The sequence below is a fragment of the Polaromonas sp. P2_G11 genome (assembly GCF_056403595.1).
On record NZ_JBFUFE010000001.1, the window covers coordinates 520,861 to 538,800 of the forward strand.

A 17,940-nucleotide genomic window follows, 5' to 3' on the forward strand; every position below is an offset into this window, starting at 1 on the left:
CGCCAATTCTTTATGTCTTTGCTCCTGCTCGCACTTGTGGGCTGCAATCAAGCGGACATGATTCAAAAATTTGCTTCGCCTGCCGATCAGACGCTGGCTAAAAGTTACATTGATCTTCTGCGACAGCAGCGCTTTGAGGATATTGAGAAGGCAGCTGATCCAAGCATAGCTGGGCCGGCACTTCATGACGCGCTTGTTCAAATGGCGGCATTTATCCCTGCTGGAGAGCCCTCAACAATTATGCTGGTTGGCGCTCACCGGATGAATAGGGATGACTCTTCGACCGTCAATCTCACGTTTGAATATGGCTTTTCAGGCAAATGGATTTTGACGAGCGTCGCCGTAAGGAATCATGGTGGTAAGGCCACCATAGTTGGCTTTAGCGTCGTTCCCCAGCCAGCTTCACTTAAACAACAGAATCGGTTCACGTTAACAAAAAAAACGCCAATTCAATACCTTGTTTTTGCGTTGGCCATAGTCTTTCCGTTGCTTACCCTCTGGGCGCTTGTTGTTTGCGGCAGGTCTAAACTCAAAGGCCGAAAGTGGCCGTGGGTACTGTTCGTTATGCTTGGGTTTGGAAAGTTTGCAGTGAACTGGACAACTGGCGAATGGAGTTTCGCGCCCTTGTCCTTACAGCTATTTAGTGCGGGAGCGTTTGCCCCCTTGTACGGGCAATGGACCGTTGCGATTGCTCTTCCGATCGGCGCAATTACTTTTTTGATACTCAGGAAAAAGCTAAGTGTTGCAGCAATTGCAACCTAGCTGGTCGGCCCACTCGGACACACAGCAGCAGATTCCTGCTGCGCGGCGCTTGCTACGTGCCGGTGGTCTCAAACGATAGACCCCGAGGAAACACAATGCGAGTGCTCCGTGAGAAGTCCGCTTTGTGAATGGGTGGGCGCATCGCCGTTGCCACCTGTAGCCGGTTCAAAAGTAGGCATCGCGTTGTCGACGATCGGAACTGAACCAATCCACGGCCTTCGCCACAAGCCCACGACAAGTACTAACGGTTGGTACTTCTGGTCCGGAGGTGAACCGTCAGAAGCCAGCGACTTCTTTGCCCTCCTGCATGTGGAGAATCTGGCAGAGAACCTACCATGGGTTGTCGAGTATCTTGAGTTGCCGCCAGGGTATCGCTTGCTGATAGATGGCTCCAACCATGAAGATGTGTGGTTCGATAAACGCGGCTTGTGGCCCAACCCCTCAGTCAATGAGACGTCTTGCGCATCGCACAAGCCGCCCCTTACCTCCACCGTTAGACCTCTTTTGACACCATGAACGTCCTCTTGTATCCCTTCATGCTGCTATCGGCAGTTGGTCTGCTTCTCAGCGTAGGAAGTCACCTGGCAGCCCTGATTGGCCTGCCAATTCCAGGTGGACATCTGGTTTGGGGTTTGCACGCCGGCATCTTCGTAGTGTGGCTTCCGACGGTCTTGGTCGCCAATCGTATGTCACGCCACGGAAGACGCTCTGATTTTTGGAAGCTGGCCCTATCGGGCTGCCCAACTTGGGCACGCTATGCGATCTACGGGCTCTTCGGATACGCGATGCTCAATTTCGTTCTAGGTATGAGCAACGTACCCAGCCATAGAGACGGGAGCAATGCTGCCAATTCCGGCGCCGAAGTGCGTCTCTTCTCTGGGCATTGGATGGTTTTCTACGGCGCGGCGTTTGCAACGCTGTACTCCGCAATCAAAAACTCCAGGTTGCTGAAAAACCGAAAATGCATTCGAGGCCATGAGGTCGCACCACTCGATAAGTTCTGTCCCGAATGTGGGGCAGCTATAGAGCATGGGCACATCTAACCCGTCACTCCAGCGGACTAATTCTGAGGGGCTTCGGCCGCCGCCATCCGTTGAGCTCAAACGTTGGGCGTCATGACCAATCCGCGTTTATGGAAGACCTGGGGTATTGCTGAAGCAAACCTGAAAGATGCTCGTCGCTACCTTGTTGAGGCGGCTACAGACGCGGACTCAGAGAAGTATTCATTGGTTCAGTTCGATGAATACCTTGCCCACAATGAACTTGGCCTGGCACTGCAAGAGATTGCCAGCATTGCGGAAGATTTCACATGCAAGGCGGCATTCTGGAAGCGGCTCGAAGCGGCTGCAGAGGTCATGGAATTGCCAGAGTCTGCCTCGGCGTATAGGGATAAGTTCTTTGCGGAAACCCGCCGTCACTAAGACGCCCGACCCGTCATTGCAGCCGACCCTGGCGAGCTGCGCTGGTCGGTCGGCTGAATTCAAACGCAGGTTGCTCCATGGCTAACAAAAACCAGGCTTCAGTCGCACCCTTGCTCTAGCGTGTTGAATCCGTCGAAATCTGATCTAGTTATGGAGTGAACCCCTCGGGCTGGACCAAGGAGTTCACTCCAACACCGGGACGGGGTCTTGTTGGGGGGATTCAGCGGCGACCGGGGCAGCGCGTTTTTTTCACCGGTTTATGGGCGAGGATGACCAAACACAACGGAATCGGCTGTTTAGGCTTAGCTCGTCCATATTGAGGAGGCGGTAGCCACACTGCCCGCCTAGAATCGGTTTGCGGGGTTTGGTGTTCTTTTTATCGATCTGAACGAAACTCAAAATGAGCAATAAGTCTTTTAATAACAAGCACTTGGCTGGGTTTTCAGTGGCCTGGTTATACCGCAGGCGCGATGTTATACCGCAGACCTTGCGGTATACATTGCGTTAAGAACTCCAAATGCGTGTTCGCCTAGTACTACTGCTAGTCGCAGCTCTTCCTCTATGCAATGCATTTGGGCAGGAACGAGAAGGCCTACGAATTCATGCCCCACCCGCTTGGGCGGGATGGAAGAAGGCAGCGGAACAAAAGAAGGACGGACTCGAATTTACGGCTTGGGCCCCTCTGGACCAGGAGGGGTCTGCATGGAAAGAATCAATCACTCTAGCCATTCTGGAGCCGTCTCCCCCGGAAGATGCTGTAACGAACGCCATCCGCCTCACTCTTGGTGTGACGGCCAAGGCCTGTCCCAACTCCAATGTTGTGCCACCTAAGCCGCGTAGTGAAGGCATCTTTACTCTTGCTTATGCACAGTTCTACTGCTCTAGATTCCAGGACAAGAACGTGGGGGAACTTACCTTCGTCAAAGCCATTTCTTCTGCTCGGCGCACATATGTCATATCAATGATCAAGAGGGTAAGGCCATTTGACATCCGTGCACCCGGGGCGTTTGTGTTCTCTGCAGAGGAAGAGGACCCGGTTAGCTGGCTTTCAGCGGCAGCAAATTACCTAGGTACCGTGAAAGTCTGTGTCAGTCGGCAAGAAAAGGAAGACGTATGTTCGCCCTAGAGTTCCTAACACGGCAGTCCACACTGACGCCGTGCGGCAAAGCCGCGCAGCGCCGGTGACTTCTACGTTAGATACCATGGAAACACTGCTCGTTATGGTGCTCGCGCTTTTTGGGGTTGGCTTCGCGGTTGGTGCATTCTTGAATCATCCAGACGAACTCCCGCCGCACCGACTTCGTAGGTTTCTGTGGTCCGGGTGGATTGGATGGACCATCCTCTGCGGTGCACTGCTGCACCTTGCGAACGAAAAGCTTTGTCCCCCCGGCAGTTGCATCGGAGTGGCCTTAGGGCTTGCGTGGTTCGGACTGACGCTAGCGTGGTTAGTTGGCGGGCTGTGCGCGACGGCTGGTATCTATACTGCCCGGAACTATCTGAGGAACCACTAGTGGCAATGGCATCAAACAAGCCGTTCGACACTGACGCCCGAGTGCTTCAATGCGCTCCGTGCACACGCCTCCCGCTCGCCGATCAACTCCAACGTTAGGCCGCACCATGCGAGTCATTGCGATTGTTTCGCTTCTCGTTCTGCCTGGTCCGATATTCCTGGCCTACTCACAATTCATTGGCAACACGGGCTTTGAGTGGAAACACCTTCTAGCGAACTACGCTTGGTGTTCCGCAGTCTTGTATTGCTCCGCGTTGATTTTGATGGGAGCCCGCGCGAGCGTTACGCTATGGCTTGCTACTCTCGCCGCGGGGAATGCAGCTCTTATTGCATTCTGTTTTTGGATGGCCAGTCTCTTGGCGAGAGGCTACAGGGACACCGAAATCGCATGGGTGCTGCTTTTTCCAGCTCAGGCACTGGTCATTACCCTCGCGGTGTTGGCCTATTGGATTGCGCACCGGAACAAAGAACGGCCTGGCCATGTTGCCTAACAGGCCGATCGAGACCGGCACACAACGCCGCGGCTCCGCGAGGCGCATGATTTTCGGCGCGACTTATAGCGCCAAGCTTCTGAGTGCGGCTCACTTTCAACGTTGAGTGTCTTGACCATGCGTCTTTTTTATATCTCAATTGTCATTGCACTATTTCAGGTCACATCCAGCCATGCCGCGTGCTCTGACAAAGAAAGTTGGATGGCGGCAAAATCATTGCGCCTAATCTCATCCAATGGACAAAACCCGAAAGAATCTTTTGAGGTAGAGGTACGCCACTTGGGTAACGCACAAATGTTTTCGCGCGTCATCCAGGGTGTTGCGGTCGCCGAGTCTTACCGGCTTTCTGGCGGGCGACACCTGTTTCACGGCCTTGATGAAAAAGCGTTCATTCACCCTGTTGGCTTTGACCCCAGGCAGTCATTTTTTCTGCCAACCATGATTCTGGAAAAATTTGGATTTGCCGGATTGTGTGAGGTTTCAGGCGAGCAACACTTTCATGGTTCCATCGACCTGGGCGATTACTCGCCTCCTGGTATGCGCAGGCTGAAGGTTGAGGGAACGGTGGCCCGTTCCTCTGCTTCAGTTGTGACATTTTCACTTCGCCTGCTTGGTGACGCTGCTACGACCATCGACGGGTCGTTCGATTTTGTTGCTCCACCATTTCCAGCGGAGGCCCCGGTTCTCAATTGGTATTACCTCCTTCCTGGCGATCGTATGCTTTCCGCTAAACGTACGAATACCACTATGCCCACGCTGAGTGCTTTCGTTCAAGGTACGGAACAATAACTGTGCGCACAAAAAGGTGCCTAATTCTGGCGGGCGTAGCCGTGACCGAGAACGACAAGCATGTGCCCACCGCCAGACGCATCGTCGGCACCGTCAGGTTTGAAGGTCGATAGAAATGCTTAACCCGTCAATCAACACAGACTCACAACAGCAAAAGGCCGCTCCACCGCTACTATCGTGGTTCGGTCATCTCTAACATTAGGCGTCTCATGGCACTACTTTTAAAAATCATCACCGTATTGTTTGGCCTCGCATCGATCGCAGCGGGCGTGAAGAGCGTTCTGCGGCGAGAAGCCAAATTCACATGGAATGGAGATAGCGATGAGAAGCGTGTCGTTGAAGGGCTTCCGGCAATCCTCATCGGCTTGGGCGAGATCGCTGTAGGCCTTTACATCATCTTCGCTCTGCGCTTTCCCTTTGCGAGCTGAGATATTTACATCGGAACGATTCATCATCGCCAATGTCGCCTAACCCCTCCTTCAAACTGACGCCTTGCGGCGCCGCTTATTTCAAAGGTTAAATTTCATGGACTGGGCACGCGTCAACCTTCGAGCTTTCATACGCGGCCCACTAGTGGGTACGCCGGAAGGACTGTTGGTCTTGATCGGCACGTCGTTGTCGCTTTTGTTCGCTGGCTTGAGTTGGTATGCCCCTGGGTTGGTCGGGCTTAGGCCACAGCTCGCAACAGGCAACGCCCTTATTTTTGCAATTTGGCCAGTGCCGCTTTTTGTAGGCTACGTTGCGTTCTGCAGCCCCGATTTCAGGCCAACTGTCTTTTCAATTGCCATGGTTTTCTGTATGGCCGCATTTCCCTTTTGGTTGGTGTACAAGTGAAAGGCTTTTTAACTGGTTGTTCCATCGGATCGCCTTCGGCGCCCGCTGAGTGCCAACGTTAAAGCTCAGTAGTGATGCGTATTTACATCGCACTCCTGTTGAACCTGGCACTTGCTGGGGCGGCCACCGCGGCGCCAGCTTGCAAGGCAAAGACCGAAAACTCTTCCGGCTACTTGCGGGCGACAGAAGTGGTTGGAAGCCTTCCGGAATTGAAAGTTTGGTCACGGTCACACGAATTTCCAGTGACCTACGGCATGTCGTGGGACAAGCAGGTGCTCTTGCGCGGTCGGTGTTATTGGTCTGTCTCGGTGTACGCGAATCGCCCAGAACGTTTTGAGATGTGGCACATCTTCTATGTTGATGCGGCGCGCAACTCGGTGATGGTCATGGATCCAGTGAGTGGTGAGCCAATTTCCTTGCGTACCTGGCGTTCGAGGAAGGAGAGTTGATGAAAACCGTGGGCGTGGGCCTTACATGTCGCTCGACACGGAAACATAACTGCAGGTTGCGGCTGCGCCGCGCGGGTTGTGCGCCGGGTCAGCGCGGACGTTAGGCAACGCAAAATCATGGCAGCCTCAGTCGGCCTGAAGCGTTTTACTATCATGTGGTTTTTAGGCAGCCTCGGAACCGTCGCATTTCTTGCCGCATTCACCGCAGCCATGCTCAATAACAATGGCTGGTTAGGATATTTACGCCTGGTTCGAGGTGGCGCGTACGCTACTGGCATCGTCATTCGCACCGACCCTCGAAACCATTGCCTTACTGAGTACACCTTTTCTGCCGGAGGCCAACGCTTCACCGGGGCTGGATCGGCTTGTGGCGCGAGTGCCGGTCAGAGGGTCGCCATTACATATCTCGTCACAGATCCAGCGCGCTCTTGCCTCGGGCCAGCGCTCGCCAAGCTTGAAAATGAACTGGCCACATTCGTGTTGGGAGGCATTATCTTCCCACCGTTCATAATCTTTGCGTTCCGTAGCAGAAGGAAAAGACCATGACCCAATCCCACGGGCATTCATGTTTTTTTTGCCATGTGGCTGCTGCCCTGGTTGTATGTGATCACTGCATTGAGGAAAAGAAGACTGTCCGCCTAGAATTCGTTTGCGGGGTTTGGCCTTTTTTTATCGACCTGAACGAAGCTCAAAATGAACAATAAGTCTTTGAACAACAAGCACCTGGCTGGATTTTCAGTAGCCAGGTTATACCGCAGACCTTGCGGTATACATTACGTTAAACAGTAGAAATGAAGCACGATCCATCACGCCAGGAAGCGCTCGAGAAAGCACGCGAGTTGGAGGAGCTTTCTCGCAATCTCAATGCCAATTTCGAGCATGCAAGCTTGCATCGGGAGATTCCGTGGTGGCAGCGCTTTGCTTCCAGAGACCGAAAAAACTTCTGGCGCATGCCGGTTTGGCTATGGGCTCCCGCTGTTGCTGTTCTAGTCGCACTCTTTGTTTTGGCTCTTCTCAGAGTGGGAGGGCATCTTGCTACCTAACATGTCAATCGACACGGACCCACAACAGCAGGAGGCGGCTCCGCCCCTCATGTTGGTGGTCTGGTCATCTTTTCGTTAGGCCTCACGATGAACACCGAACAAAAGGCGCGGTTTGCCAAACGAATGCAGATCTTCCTAGGTCTTTTCTGGCTAGGCTCTCTTGTACTCATTGCAGCCCTCGTCGGCATATTCACGCTCAGGCCACTGGGCGAACACATCAATGTTCTTACCGCTGTTGCTTGCACCGGTTTCGGTGTAATTGCCATTGGAGGCCTGGGGCGTGCGACCAGCCGTTGTCCTCAGTGCAGCAAGCTTTTCTGTGGGCATTTTGAAAACACTGAGGGAGGTTCTGCAAGTGTTTTCGCCTCGTCCTGTCGTCACTGCGGCTTCCGCACAAATCGAGCTCAATGACATGGCGCCACAATCCATCAAAGTTGAAGGGCGAGCACACGTCGCGCGGTCTAACCCTTCCATCGAGAGGACGTACCCCGGCAAGCCGGGTCACGCCTCTCATCTCAAACGTTAAGGCTCATCAAGGCATCTCACCGGCACTTCGCTCAATCCGACCCAAGCTCCTTGTCGCTTGCTTGCTGGTGGTCGCGACACCCTCCTTCGCCGCGTGGGAACCTGTCGAGGGTGTGATCGAGGGCAGGTTGTTAATGGGAGGTCGCCCTCTCATGGGTGCACAAATTACAGGGTGCGCCGACCGCGGCTATTTCTTCGGTCGCCGACCCTGTTTGAGTCCCTTCGAAACGCGCACTGACGCCGAAGGCCGTTTCACCTTCAAGCAGTTCACAGGTGTCACACCGCCCACGCGTCAGGAGATTAAGGCCAATCCCGGCTATGCGGTTGCTGACCCCGGCTGGGGCTATGGTTTTCGGGTTGACTATGAAGGAATGGCTGCAGAAGCCTTTTCTACCGGCATGGGCTATGGTCGAACTCATGTGCGGGTTGAATGCGACTTTGGCGCCTTTTTGGAGGCGATGAAGAAGACGGGTGTTCGGCCGGTAGCCATCCCAGACAATATGCCGTTCATTGAGTGCGAATACCACGAAAAGCTCATCGAGCTTCCACGCCAATGAGCCTTAACAAGTCAATCGACATGGACCCACAACAGCAGGAGGCAGCTTCGCCGCAAGTGTTGGTGGCCCGGTCATTTTTACGTTAGAGCGCATATGATGACTGATCGCAACTCCACCAAGCTGACCGCTTTATCCGTGCTGCTCCGAGTCGTGATTGCAGCAATCGGAGTTTTTATTGGTCTACTTTTCCTTGTAGTCATTGGGCTTACAGGCAGTAGCATCTACGCGCCGCGCCTTGCCATCGAAATATCCAAAGTGGCCATTCTGGTCGCAACAGCTTCCATCGTTGTTTGCTGCATGACACCCCCCAGGATTCTTCGCGGGAGATCTACCCAAGTGAGAGTCTTTAAGTACTTGCTGGTGTTTTTTGCTGCTCAGCCACTAATAGTCATACCAATTGCATACAAGTTCTTTCGACATGCCCTCTAACAATTTGTGATGTTAAGCAAACCCTCCCCTAATTGGGCGTCCGCCCGCTTCGTGGGCTCCTGGCGCAAGTAGCCGGTTACCTCTACGCTACCCGTCATGAAGGTCATAATCACGCGGAATCCCGGCTGGTATGGCAAGTTTGTACCGATGGATATCCTTTGCAACGGCCGGCGCCTCGCGTACATTCGAGAGAAGGAAACCGTGCACGTTCAACTTGAGCAAGCTGATATACCAGCGAAGTTGGAACTGCGGATGCAGCAAATGGTTGGCAGCCCAACGATCGAGATATCTCGTGTGTCTTCCGATTTACACCTTGAATGCGGCGCGAACAACTGGACTCTATTGGACTTTTTTGATCTCTCCCTCCTGTCAGGCCTCAAGAACGAGGTCTTCTACTTCAGGAAGGTGGTGCCCGAGTGAACGCGTGCCACCGTCAATGAGACTTACCTTGCGGCGAATCGTCATTTCTCAGGCGTCACGTCGGGACATTCACACGATGACAGCCAACCCTTCCTTCAAGCGGACGTGCCTATGGCACGCCGCCAAAGTCAAAACGTTAGGCCTCACAATGCACTCTGGTCAAATTTATCCTTCTCTTGCTAGCGTGCTTGAAGAGTGGGGGGGCGCGACCGCTGCATGTGTTGGCTGCGCGTATCGGAGCACCGGCAGAGATCAGCGACCTTGAAGTTGATGGAGAGCTTGTTCGAATCGAGACTTCCGTGACTTGGGCTGAGGCTAAGCACAAGGCCGTCATGATTGAAGCCGTGGCGTACGGTCCGGCCACTTGGCTCACAGAACGTGTCGCTGAAAGGCTGCGCGTTGGGTGGAAGCCGGATGCGGGAGGTGGTGATGCTTAACCCGTCAGCCAACACGGCCCCGCCTGCAGAAGGTGGCTTCGCGTCGAAAGGCGTGGTCCGGTCATTTTTACGTTATGTCTCACAATGACGGTTTGGAAGAGTTGTCGGCCACCTTGCGCTCGGCGGGTGTCGAGCACGCCCTGTACCACGACTGCATCTGGATCACCCTGCCGCAAATCCAAGGCCACGTTGAAATCAAGTCTTGGGGCCAGCAGGGTCGAACGGCCCAGCTTGCCATGAATCGCCAGTGGTTCTCATTGAGTGAGGTTGAAGGCGACTTTGACGGCCCGGCGGAAGCGGTAATTGCCCGGGTTGCTGAAAAGCTTGCAGAGCGCGGACTGTCACTTCTGCAAGGAGCTCCGGAGTGAGACATAACTCGCCGGTCCGGATGGACGTCCGAGTGCGTACGCGCTTCGCGCGCACCTGTTCTTGATCGTCACTCACCTTCACGTTAGACCTCATGCTCACAGCCGCTGCCGGATTGCACCGCACCCCACGGGTACTCCTTGGATGGCTCGCCGTTCCCGTCATTGCTGGCGCCGCTCTCCTCGCCTGGCCATTGCTTGAGTCCTGCAAAAACTCCCGACTTCGGGAGATCCCGTCACCTGATCAGTTGTGGAAGTTGGTGGTGTTCGAGCGCAGTTGTTCTGCAACGGTCGCGTGAACGACTCATGTATCCCTTGTAGGCGCGAGTGAAATGCTGCCGAACGCGCCCGGAAACTTGCTGGTTTCCTTCGAGCGTCACGGCTCATTGGTCGGCGCCTCCGTGCGCGAGCCGGAAGTGGTTGTCCGGTGGCAACGACCGGACGCAATCGAGCTGGCCTACAGTTCGGCTGCGCCCATCCACTCCACCGTGTCCGAGTTTGGGAGCTTCCGGGTGATCCACACGCGCGCGCCATGAGGTCTAACAGGTCGTGAACGCCTCCATCCAAAGCGAGACAGGTTGGTTGCAGTCGCTAAGCCCGGCTGAGCGAGCTCGATTCCTCTCTTCGCTGAGCCACAACCTCACCATCGCCATTCGAGTTCTTTGTCACAGTCAGGGAGCTCCCGAGCAAACCGTTGAATTAGTACGCCGGCTGAACGAGGCGCACCACCGGGTATCCAGCTATCTCGCCCATTACCACATCGGTGATGAAAACGTCGGTTGGATCGGTGCGGTCGTCGAGTATGTTCTCGACGCGAAGGACCCTGTTGTGCTGCAGCAAGCCGAGCAGGCGTGGTCATATGCGAGGAAGGTTGTGTCCGGTGGCACGGCCTAACCCCTCCATCGAGCGGACGTTCCAAAGGCCGCTTCGCGCCCTGTGGGGCCCCGCTCGTTCTAACGGCTCACTCAACTCCGATCCACAACGGGATACGGCGGTCTCGCCGCGGGTGTTGGTGGCCCATTCATTTTCACTATCAAGCTCATGAGTGCACTAGAGTTACAACAACAAATCCTGGCCGCGTTTGCATCGGTACTCCGCCCTGCGCGTGACGAAATTGCGCCTCACATTTACCAGGAATGCGCCGAACTTGCCGATGATCTCGCGCCGTTTTCTGCGACTGAAGTGCCGGAGAAGTTATTTCAAAGCCACGTGTGGGATATGCCGCTTCTTTCAGCGGAAGCCATGCACTACTACTTTCCCGCCTGGCTCATTCGAGGCCTCGACGACGGTGGACCCTGGCTATGCGACGCAGCTAGTGCTGTGTTGGGTGCATTGGAGAATTCAGAGCACCGCTGGGACCCTGCCCAGCCGTACTCATGCGAGCAATGGCTGGCGTTTCAAGCCTGGCTGTCCTACGTGGAGCAGATAGCTGACGATATTGATCGAGAGGGAATCGAAACGGCTCGGAGAAGAATCGAGAAAGAGCTTTAGCATGGCAACGAGCACGGACAAGTAGTCCAGCACTTTCCCGGCGAAGACTCACGTTTGAATACCGACCGGAATATCGCGTGCGATACCATGCCCTAAATGAAGGGGACGAGCGTTATGCGAATTGTCGGAATCGTGTTGGCGATTGGTATTGGACTCGTGAGTTGGCCGGCAGCATTAGCACTGGGTGGATGGGGTTCTCCCCTGCGCGCTCTTGATTCACTTTTACTCTGGACTCCCATTGTTGGCGCGGCAGTACCAATCGCTTTACTCCTATTTATGAAAGGGGCAAAGGTGTCCGGGGCATGGGTGGTGGCGCTGGCTCCGCTCCTCGGTGTGCTGAACGTGCTTTGGAGTGTCGATTTCTATACGGCTTACCTTGGACCCAGTCTTCTTTCGTCTGACCCAATCCCACGGGCATTCATGGTTTATTCTGCAATGTGGCTGCTGCCCTGGTTGTATATGATCAATGCATTGAGGAAAAGAAGTCCTTGCTGATGGTGAAGAGGTCAGATCGGGCCGGTCTTCATTTTTCGTGCACCGGTTTCACATGCGACACGCCTGCACCCACAACAACAGCAACGGCCTCGGCAATAGCGGCACTCATGTGAATCTCCAAAAGGAAGTAATGAACGAGGGAGGTTAAAAACCTCCTCTTGCTCGGGCATCCTCGCTTCTCTGAGCGGGGGCTGAAGAGTGCTGGTCAATCAACAAGGGAAAACCGGGATGACCCGGTTGTCGCTGTATTGAAAACCCTCCCACAAGTGCCTCTCAAACCGGGGCAGACCCGGCACTCGCAGGCGACGTGACACCAAGCGCAGCGAAGCCGCTGCTTCGCCTCTTGGCAAAAGACTCCTGAGGCGCGTCTATAGTTTCAGATCTTTCGGCGTGTGAAGGTCGAGTCCTTCGAGAGTTTCCACCTACGCAAACCTTAACCTAGTGGCTTGACGCCGCACCTATCGCAGCCCACATCAACACCTTGGCTTGTGTGGGAGCCGTCGGTACCAACTGGCGTACGGCCTTTCCCTCGAACACTTTTTCGCGTAAATCTTTGAGAACATCTTGCGCACCGCCGAACGGCGTAAATACATCGATCAACCAGATCTGATCACCTGAGTTCCAGTCCGTCAAGGCGAGTTGATGAGGAGCACCCATGTAACGTTGTGCCACCACTTCGCTAAGCCGTGCCCAGGACGCAAACGCCACGGGCGCTTCATCTTTCATATAGAGCTTGGCCTGATCAAGGATGAGCGCCGGCATAACACGCCACTCCAACTCACTGAGCAGCGTGTGTCGGCTGGCAGACTGCTGCATCATGAGCCATGTCACAGGACCCAATAGCGGAATCTTCGCAAGCACCTTATGAGCCTGGTTCTTAGCAAGCTGGGCGATCTCAGCCAATTCTTCCGGTGCGATAGGGGTCTCAGTCATGGTTCTGTCTCCAGCAAATCATTAATAGCTTGCAAATCCGTTTCACCCAGCGTAGCGTTGGAGGCTTTCAAACGCAGCCCTTGCATCAAGGTTTCCGCACGCGCCTTGTGCCAGTCACGTTGGGCGGCATAAAGCTGCTGCTCGGCGTTTAACACATCGATATTGATACGCGTACCAATACGATATCCAACCTTGTTGGCATCAAGCGAGCTTTTACTGGAAGAAATGGCCGATTCCAATGCGTCGACCTGCGCCGCACCGTTGACGACACCGGTAAACGCCTGCCGTGCTTGGGTAATTGCCTGCCGACGGGCCACCTCCAGGTCTTCGCTTGCTTTCTCTTTCAAGGCAATGGCTTCCCGCACGCGTGCCTGCACTCCGCCACCGGCAAAGAGCGGGATGGTCAAGTTCAAACCAACCTGACCTGAGTGGGTACGGGTTGCAATATCTGCCGGAGAAGAGATGCTCCCCGAAGCGTAGTTGTTGCCATAACCGGCTGTCAGATCGAGTGTGGGTGAATGGGCTGCCCGGCTTTTATCGATCTCACGGTCAGCCACCTCCAAGGTAGTCAAAGCGACTCGGACTTGCAGTGATTGTTCACGGGCACTGTCTACCCAGGACTGAACTGTCACTGGTTGTATACCCGGCAACCGACCACCATCACGCAGGCGCGCCAGACGGACTTCAGAGTCGCCCAGGATACGCGCGAGTTCAGCACGTCTGTTTTCCATATCGCTGGCAGCGGCAACTGCTTGGGCCCTTGACAGATCTAACCGGGACTTGGCCTCATGCACGTCTGTCACCGTTGCCGTACCTACCTCAAAGTTACGGCGCGCCAAACCCAGCTGCAGCTCGACAGCGCTGATTTGCAGACGCGCCACGCGCTCGGCCTCCTGCGCAACCAATACATCCAGGTAAGCTTGAGCCGTTCGCACAATCAGCTCTTGCTCGGTTTGTCGAAACTGCGCCTCGGCCAATATCTCCTGCTGTTCTGCTTGGCTCAAGGCCATCCAGCTGGTTGCGCGCCATAACGGTTGCGTCAGTTGCAGATTCCAGCTCCGGTTGCGCACATTGCGATCTATATAAGGAGCCTCACTGAAAGCAGCCTGTCCCGACTGCTTGCTGGTGGAGCCGATCAAATTCACTGCGGGAAGCAGCCCAGCACGCGCCTGGGGTACGCGCTCACGCGCCGCTTGCAGGGCATGGGCCGCTCCCCGGTAGGTCGGGTCGCGCTCCTGCGCTTTGCGATAAACCGCCAACAAATTGGCGGCCTGAACATTAAACGACGATAGAAGAAAAAATGTGGCGAACACAGGTCTAATAAGAAAAGTAGCAATACTCAACCAATGACGCGTTAGACAGGTTGGCATGCACAGGAGCACATCACCTTTCACGCAAAGACTCCTGCTTATAGCGCAGCATGGGTGAGATGAAATACTCAATCATGCGACGCTCGCCAGTACGAATATCCGATGTCACGCTCATGCCAGCGGTAACGGCTCCGTGCAAACCATTCACAACACTCGGTGTCTCCATCGTGTTCAACTTGATACGCACCGGATATATCGGGCCAAGCTTGGGGTCAGCCATCGCATCGGTGCCAACCCACAGCACGGTGCCTTCTATATATCCAAAGCGGGTGAAGTCAAAGGTCTCTACCTTATGGATCACACGCTGGCCGACTTTGACATGACCGATGTCGCGGTTCATGACCTGAGCTTCGACCTCCAGGAGGGCGTCGTGGGGCACGATGGTCATGAGCGCCTGCGCTTGAGTAACCACGCCACCGACCGTCGTGACTGCCAGCTGCTGTACCACACCGTCAATCGGGCTGCGCAGCGTTTGCAGGTCGCGCCGCTGCGTGGCCTTGATCAACTCCTGGCGAGCCGCATCATGCTTGCGAATGGCGTCCACCAATTCAGCGCTGGCCCGGGCACGAAACTCGGCCTGTGCCTGTTTGCGCTGTTGGACAGATGCATTAAGGCTCGCTGCTGATTCATTCAACCTCTTGCCCATCACGGAGATATCCTTTTCCATGTTGAGGAGTTCAAGCCGGGTTTCAATCAAGCCCGTCTGCGCAATATGACCCGTGCTGGCCAGCTCTTCGCGCATTTCGTGCTTTCTCCGTACCAGCGGCAGGCTATTCTGCAACTGCGCGATATTCGCCGAAATGGCCTCGCGATCCGCCGTACGCCTTGCAACGTCAGCATCCAATGCGGCCACACGTGAATCCTGCTCACTGCGCCGATTAGCCAGTACTGCCTGCTGATTGGCAAGCATCGGAGCCGGCAAATCGCGTGTTTCGGCCCAAGTGTCCTTGCCCGACAGCAAGGCATTGAGTCGCGCCACGTCCGCCTGGGTCTCCCAGAATTCGCGCTGCAACCGATCACGGTCAGCCAGGGTTGCGGTGGCGTCCAGCTCCAGGAGCAAGTCTCCAGCTTTGACGAGCTGTCCATCCTTGACCGCAATCACCTTAACCACACCGGCTTCCAACGGCTGTATGACCTTGCTCTTGCCCGACGCACTGATGCGCCCCTGTGCCGTAACCACAATATCCATCGAGACCAGGCAGGCATAAGCCAGCGTCGCAGCCGCCATGGTGCAAATGGCCAGAGTGATCATACGTGCCACTTTGGCAGGAGGCTGTTGCCGCATCGCAATGGCTGCCGTGCTGAACATGACATGTCCAGCTGTGCTTTTGTTCTTCATGCAGCCTCCAGCACCTGATGCGCTTGATACAGCGAGGCGTAGCGACCATTGACGTTCATGAGCTCGCGATGGTTGCCAGTCTCCATAAGACGACCTCGGTCCAGCACCAGAATCCGGTGGGCCATCCGCAAGGTGGACAAGCGGTGCGCAACAATAAATACCGTGCGGCCCTCACAAATACGAGCCATGTTGTCGTGAATAACTCGCTCGCTTTCGTAATCCAGAGCCGCAGTGGCTTCATCGAACAACAGGATTTGCGGGTTACCCACCAACGCACGCGCAATAGCGATACGCGAGCGCTGACCACCCGAGATCTTGCTTCCTCGCTCGCCGATCACCGTGTCATAGCCCTCGGGCAGCTGCAGAATGAATTCATGCGCGCCGGCCAGTCGGGCGCTTTCCATCACAGCGTCCATGGCAATAGCCGGATTACCTAGCGCAATGTTTTCGCGCACGGAACGATTGAACAAGGCCGTATCCTGCCCGACTACGCCGATCTGCCGACGTAGCCAGGCGGTGTCCACTACGCTTAGATCCATGCCATCAAGCAAGACCCGGCCCTTCTCGGGGAGATATAGGCGCTGCACTAACCGCATGAAGGTGGTCTTGCCCGCGCCAGAAATGCCCGTAATTCCAACGATCTCACCAGGACGGATATCCACGCTCACGTCGCCCAGCACCTCCGGAGCATTTTGGGTATAGCGAAACGAAACATTTTCGAATGTCACCCTACCCTCCAATGCTGGCGGAGTACTACGGCCTGGCTGAAACACGGGTTCGGGGGTGGCATTCATGATGTCGGCCAGGCGCTTGATACTGACCTTCATTTGGGTAAAGTCCTGCCACAATGAAGCGAGCTTCAGGATGGGCGCATTGACACGGCCCGACAACATATTGAAAGCGATCAGGCCACCCACCGTCATGTCACCGTCAATCACCAGCCTGGCACCAAAGTACAACAGCACTACCGTCAATACTTTGCTGGCCAGGCCGATAAACTGGTTGGTGGCATTGCCCAAATGGCCCGCTTCAAAAGCGGCCGTCACATAGTCACACAGTCGCCGCTCCCAATCCCGCTGCCATGCACCTTCCACGGCATGGCTCTTGAGTGTTTCCATGGAAGTGACGGTTTCCACAAGAAATGTCTGATTTTCGGCACCCAGCGCGAACTTGTCTTCCAGCTTCTTGCGCATAAGCGGCGTGATCAGCCAAGACGCGACAAAAAACACCGGCAAAGAGCAAATCACGATCAGAGTGAGCGCCACACTGTAATAAAACATGACGCCCAAGAACACCATCGCAAAGAACAGGTCCAGCCAACTGGTCAACGCGCTGCCTGTCATGAAATTGCGCGCGTTCTCCAGTTCCCGCACCCTTGCCACTGTATCGCCGCTACGACGTGACTCGAAATAAGACAGCGGCAGATGCAGCAGGTGACGAAATAGCTTGGCTCCCAGTTCCACATCAACTCGGTTCGTTGTATGGGTAAAGAGGTAATGCCGCATGGCACTGAGCACCACCTCGAAGAGCCCCACCCCCAACAGGGCAACCACCATTACATCCAGCGTGGTCATCGAACGATGCGTAAGCACCTTATCAATCACCACCTGGAATATCAAGGGGGTGAGGAGTGCGAATATCTGGATAAAGAAAGATGCAAGCAAAACCTCGCCGAGCACCTGCTTGTACTGACTCAGCGATGTCCAGAACCAGCCGACTCCAAAACCCAAGCCGGCACCATGACTGCCAGGCACCATTCCCGCTGCCTGTGAACGCGCCGTGATCCATTCAATCTGAGCAGCCTTTGCGGCCTGTTGAGTCATCCGCTGGCCAAACTCGATCCATGTCAACTTTTGTGGCTGCGCAGCACCGCTGGCTTGAACCACCACGTTATGCGCATCGGCATGGCCTATCAGCAGCCAACCTCCATCAATATCATGCGTCAGCGCGGGAAGCGGGCCGCGAACCAACTTGCCGATGGAGGTTCGGTGATGGATGACCTCCAGTGACAAGCCTTGCAAGGCTTGAACCAATGCAGCACTATCCGGACCGTCCACGGGCCAAGCATGATGTTGCGCCAGCCGCGCTACATCGGCGTTAACACCTACAAGGTGCAAGAACGATGCAATCAGGTTATGCAACGCCTTCGTCGTATCTTGCGATTTTGTGAAATCTACGGAGTCCACCTGGGCCGACTCTGCCGGGTTGGAGACGATGGTGTAAGTGTTGGGTGTCACGCAGTGTTTCGAGAAAGGAGGAAGACGATCGAGGCAAAGCTAT

Annotated in this window: 20 protein-coding genes; 16 read left to right on the plus strand and 4 right to left on the minus strand. The window is 55.1% G+C overall.

Annotation, left to right across the window (positions count from 1 at the left end; genetic code table 11):
- Positions 1 to 12: 12 nt before the first annotated feature.
- The 16 genes from AC1DWQ_RS02605 (at position 13) to AC1DWQ_RS02680 (ending at position 11,523) form a co-directional block, all read left to right on the plus strand.
- Entirely contained in the window at positions 13 to 762 is a 750-nt protein-coding gene (locus AC1DWQ_RS02605) for a hypothetical protein (protein WP_477668245.1), read from the plus strand.
- 132 nt (positions 763 to 894) lie between these two features.
- Positions 895 to 1,278, plus strand: a complete 384-nt coding sequence (locus AC1DWQ_RS02610) for an immunity protein Imm33 domain-containing protein (protein WP_477668915.1) — start codon at positions 895 to 897, stop codon at positions 1,276 to 1,278.
- Positions 1,275 to 1,805 carry a hypothetical protein gene (locus AC1DWQ_RS02615; protein ID WP_477668246.1) on the plus strand — a complete coding sequence of 177 codons (531 nt, stop codon included), beginning with the start codon at positions 1,275 to 1,277 and terminating at the stop codon, positions 1,803 to 1,805. Before AC1DWQ_RS02610 ends, AC1DWQ_RS02615 begins: the two co-directional genes overlap by 4 nt.
- A gap of 72 nt (positions 1,806 to 1,877) precedes the next feature.
- Entirely contained in the window at positions 1,878 to 2,183 is a 306-nt protein-coding gene (locus tag AC1DWQ_RS02620; RefSeq protein WP_457282158.1) for a hypothetical protein, read from the plus strand.
- 2,112 nt (positions 2,184 to 4,295) lie between these two features.
- On the plus strand, positions 4,296 to 4,973 hold the full coding sequence (locus AC1DWQ_RS02625; RefSeq protein ID WP_477668247.1) for a hypothetical protein: 678 nt from the start codon (positions 4,296 to 4,298) through the stop codon (positions 4,971 to 4,973).
- 209 nt (positions 4,974 to 5,182) lie between these two features.
- Entirely contained in the window at positions 5,183 to 5,401 is a 219-nt protein-coding gene (locus tag AC1DWQ_RS02630; protein ID WP_477668248.1) for a hypothetical protein, read from the plus strand.
- Positions 5,402 to 5,878: 477 nt separating this feature from the next.
- Positions 5,879 to 6,256: a hypothetical protein gene (locus AC1DWQ_RS02635; RefSeq protein ID WP_477668249.1), complete on the plus strand. Its 378-nt coding sequence runs from the start codon at positions 5,879 to 5,881 to the stop codon at positions 6,254 to 6,256.
- A 117-nt stretch (positions 6,257 to 6,373) separates the two neighbouring features.
- Positions 6,374 to 6,802 carry a hypothetical protein gene (locus tag AC1DWQ_RS02640; RefSeq protein WP_477668250.1) on the plus strand — a complete coding sequence of 143 codons (429 nt, stop codon included), beginning with the start codon at positions 6,374 to 6,376 and terminating at the stop codon, positions 6,800 to 6,802.
- Positions 6,799 to 6,960, plus strand: coding sequence for a hypothetical protein (locus AC1DWQ_RS02645; protein WP_477668251.1), 162 nt, complete (start codon positions 6,799 to 6,801; stop codon positions 6,958 to 6,960). The genes AC1DWQ_RS02640 and AC1DWQ_RS02645 overlap by 4 nt, the downstream gene beginning before the upstream one ends.
- Positions 6,961 to 7,047: 87 nt before the next feature.
- Positions 7,048 to 7,299: a hypothetical protein gene (locus tag AC1DWQ_RS02650; RefSeq protein ID WP_477668252.1), complete on the plus strand. Its 252-nt coding sequence runs from the start codon at positions 7,048 to 7,050 to the stop codon at positions 7,297 to 7,299.
- An 87-nt stretch (positions 7,300 to 7,386) separates the two neighbouring features.
- A complete protein-coding gene (locus tag AC1DWQ_RS02655; protein WP_477668253.1) occupies positions 7,387 to 7,710 on the plus strand; it encodes a hypothetical protein in 324 nt (107 codons plus the stop codon).
- Between the two features lie 266 nt (positions 7,711 to 7,976).
- Positions 7,977 to 8,381 (plus strand): hypothetical protein, encoded by a 405-nt coding sequence (locus AC1DWQ_RS02660; protein ID WP_477668254.1) that lies wholly within the window; start codon positions 7,977 to 7,979, stop codon positions 8,379 to 8,381.
- A 525-nt stretch (positions 8,382 to 8,906) separates the two neighbouring features.
- Positions 8,907 to 9,230, plus strand: a complete 324-nt coding sequence (locus AC1DWQ_RS02665) for a hypothetical protein (RefSeq protein WP_477668255.1) — start codon at positions 8,907 to 8,909, stop codon at positions 9,228 to 9,230.
- Positions 9,231 to 9,741: 511 nt separating this feature from the next.
- A complete protein-coding gene (locus AC1DWQ_RS02670; protein WP_477668256.1) occupies positions 9,742 to 10,035 on the plus strand; it encodes a hypothetical protein in 294 nt (97 codons plus the stop codon).
- Between the two features lie 546 nt (positions 10,036 to 10,581).
- Entirely contained in the window at positions 10,582 to 10,926 is a 345-nt protein-coding gene (locus AC1DWQ_RS02675; RefSeq protein ID WP_477668257.1) for a hypothetical protein, read from the plus strand.
- Between the two features lie 147 nt (positions 10,927 to 11,073).
- Positions 11,074 to 11,523 (plus strand): hypothetical protein, encoded by a 450-nt coding sequence (locus tag AC1DWQ_RS02680; RefSeq protein WP_477668258.1) that lies wholly within the window; start codon positions 11,074 to 11,076, stop codon positions 11,521 to 11,523.
- 933 nt (positions 11,524 to 12,456) lie between these two features.
- On the opposite strand, the gene AC1DWQ_RS02685 is transcribed toward AC1DWQ_RS02680, so the two are convergent.
- The 4 genes from AC1DWQ_RS02685 to AC1DWQ_RS02700 are packed head-to-tail and all read right to left on the minus strand — an operon-like array spanning position 12,457 to position 17,897.
- On the minus strand, positions 12,457 to 12,951 hold the full coding sequence (locus AC1DWQ_RS02685; protein ID WP_477668259.1) for a toxin-activating lysine-acyltransferase: 495 nt from the start codon (positions 12,949 to 12,951) through the stop codon (positions 12,457 to 12,459).
- Positions 12,948 to 14,345 carry a TolC family outer membrane protein gene (locus AC1DWQ_RS02690; RefSeq protein WP_477668260.1) on the minus strand — a complete coding sequence of 466 codons (1,398 nt, stop codon included), beginning with the start codon at positions 14,343 to 14,345 and terminating at the stop codon, positions 12,948 to 12,950. Before AC1DWQ_RS02690 ends, AC1DWQ_RS02685 begins: the two co-directional genes overlap by 4 nt.
- Positions 14,335 to 15,660 carry an HlyD family type I secretion periplasmic adaptor subunit gene (locus tag AC1DWQ_RS02695; RefSeq protein ID WP_477668261.1) on the minus strand — a complete coding sequence of 442 codons (1,326 nt, stop codon included), beginning with the start codon at positions 15,658 to 15,660 and terminating at the stop codon, positions 14,335 to 14,337. The genes AC1DWQ_RS02690 and AC1DWQ_RS02695 overlap by 11 nt, the downstream gene beginning before the upstream one ends.
- Positions 15,657 to 17,897 (minus strand): type I secretion system permease/ATPase, encoded by a 2,241-nt coding sequence (locus AC1DWQ_RS02700; protein ID WP_477668262.1) that lies wholly within the window; start codon positions 17,895 to 17,897, stop codon positions 15,657 to 15,659. Before AC1DWQ_RS02700 ends, AC1DWQ_RS02695 begins: the two co-directional genes overlap by 4 nt.
- Positions 17,898 to 17,940: the final 43 nt, after the last annotated feature.

Bases quoted from the DNA above. Each gene is read 5' to 3' on its own strand.
- AC1DWQ_RS02605 (WP_477668245.1), top strand. From the start codon at position 13: ATGTCTTTGCTCCTGCTCGCACTTGTGGGCTGCAATCAAGCGGACATG.
- AC1DWQ_RS02615 (WP_477668246.1), top strand. From the start codon at position 1,275: ATGAACGTCCTCTTGTATCCCTTCATGCTGCTATCGGCAGTTGGTCTG.
- AC1DWQ_RS02620 (WP_457282158.1), top strand. From the start codon at position 1,878: ATGACCAATCCGCGTTTATGGAAGACCTGGGGTATTGCTGAAGCAAAC.
- AC1DWQ_RS02630 (WP_477668248.1), top strand. From the start codon at position 5,183: ATGGCACTACTTTTAAAAATCATCACCGTATTGTTTGGCCTCGCATCG.
- AC1DWQ_RS02640 (WP_477668250.1), top strand. From the start codon at position 6,374: ATGGCAGCCTCAGTCGGCCTGAAGCGTTTTACTATCATGTGGTTTTTA.
- AC1DWQ_RS02645 (WP_477668251.1), top strand. From the start codon at position 6,799: ATGACCCAATCCCACGGGCATTCATGTTTTTTTTGCCATGTGGCTGCT.
- AC1DWQ_RS02650 (WP_477668252.1), top strand. From the start codon at position 7,048: ATGAAGCACGATCCATCACGCCAGGAAGCGCTCGAGAAAGCACGCGAG.
- AC1DWQ_RS02655 (WP_477668253.1), top strand. From the start codon at position 7,387: ATGAACACCGAACAAAAGGCGCGGTTTGCCAAACGAATGCAGATCTTC.
- AC1DWQ_RS02660 (WP_477668254.1), top strand. From the start codon at position 7,977: ATGGGTGCACAAATTACAGGGTGCGCCGACCGCGGCTATTTCTTCGGT.
- AC1DWQ_RS02665 (WP_477668255.1), top strand. From the start codon at position 8,907: ATGAAGGTCATAATCACGCGGAATCCCGGCTGGTATGGCAAGTTTGTA.
- AC1DWQ_RS02670 (WP_477668256.1), top strand. From the start codon at position 9,742: ATGTCTCACAATGACGGTTTGGAAGAGTTGTCGGCCACCTTGCGCTCG.
- AC1DWQ_RS02680 (WP_477668258.1), top strand. From the start codon at position 11,074: ATGAGTGCACTAGAGTTACAACAACAAATCCTGGCCGCGTTTGCATCG.
- AC1DWQ_RS02685 (WP_477668259.1), bottom strand. From the start codon at position 12,951: ATGACTGAGACCCCTATCGCACCGGAAGAATTGGCTGAGATCGCCCAG.
- AC1DWQ_RS02695 (WP_477668261.1), bottom strand. From the start codon at position 15,660: ATGAAGAACAAAAGCACAGCTGGACATGTCATGTTCAGCACGGCAGCC.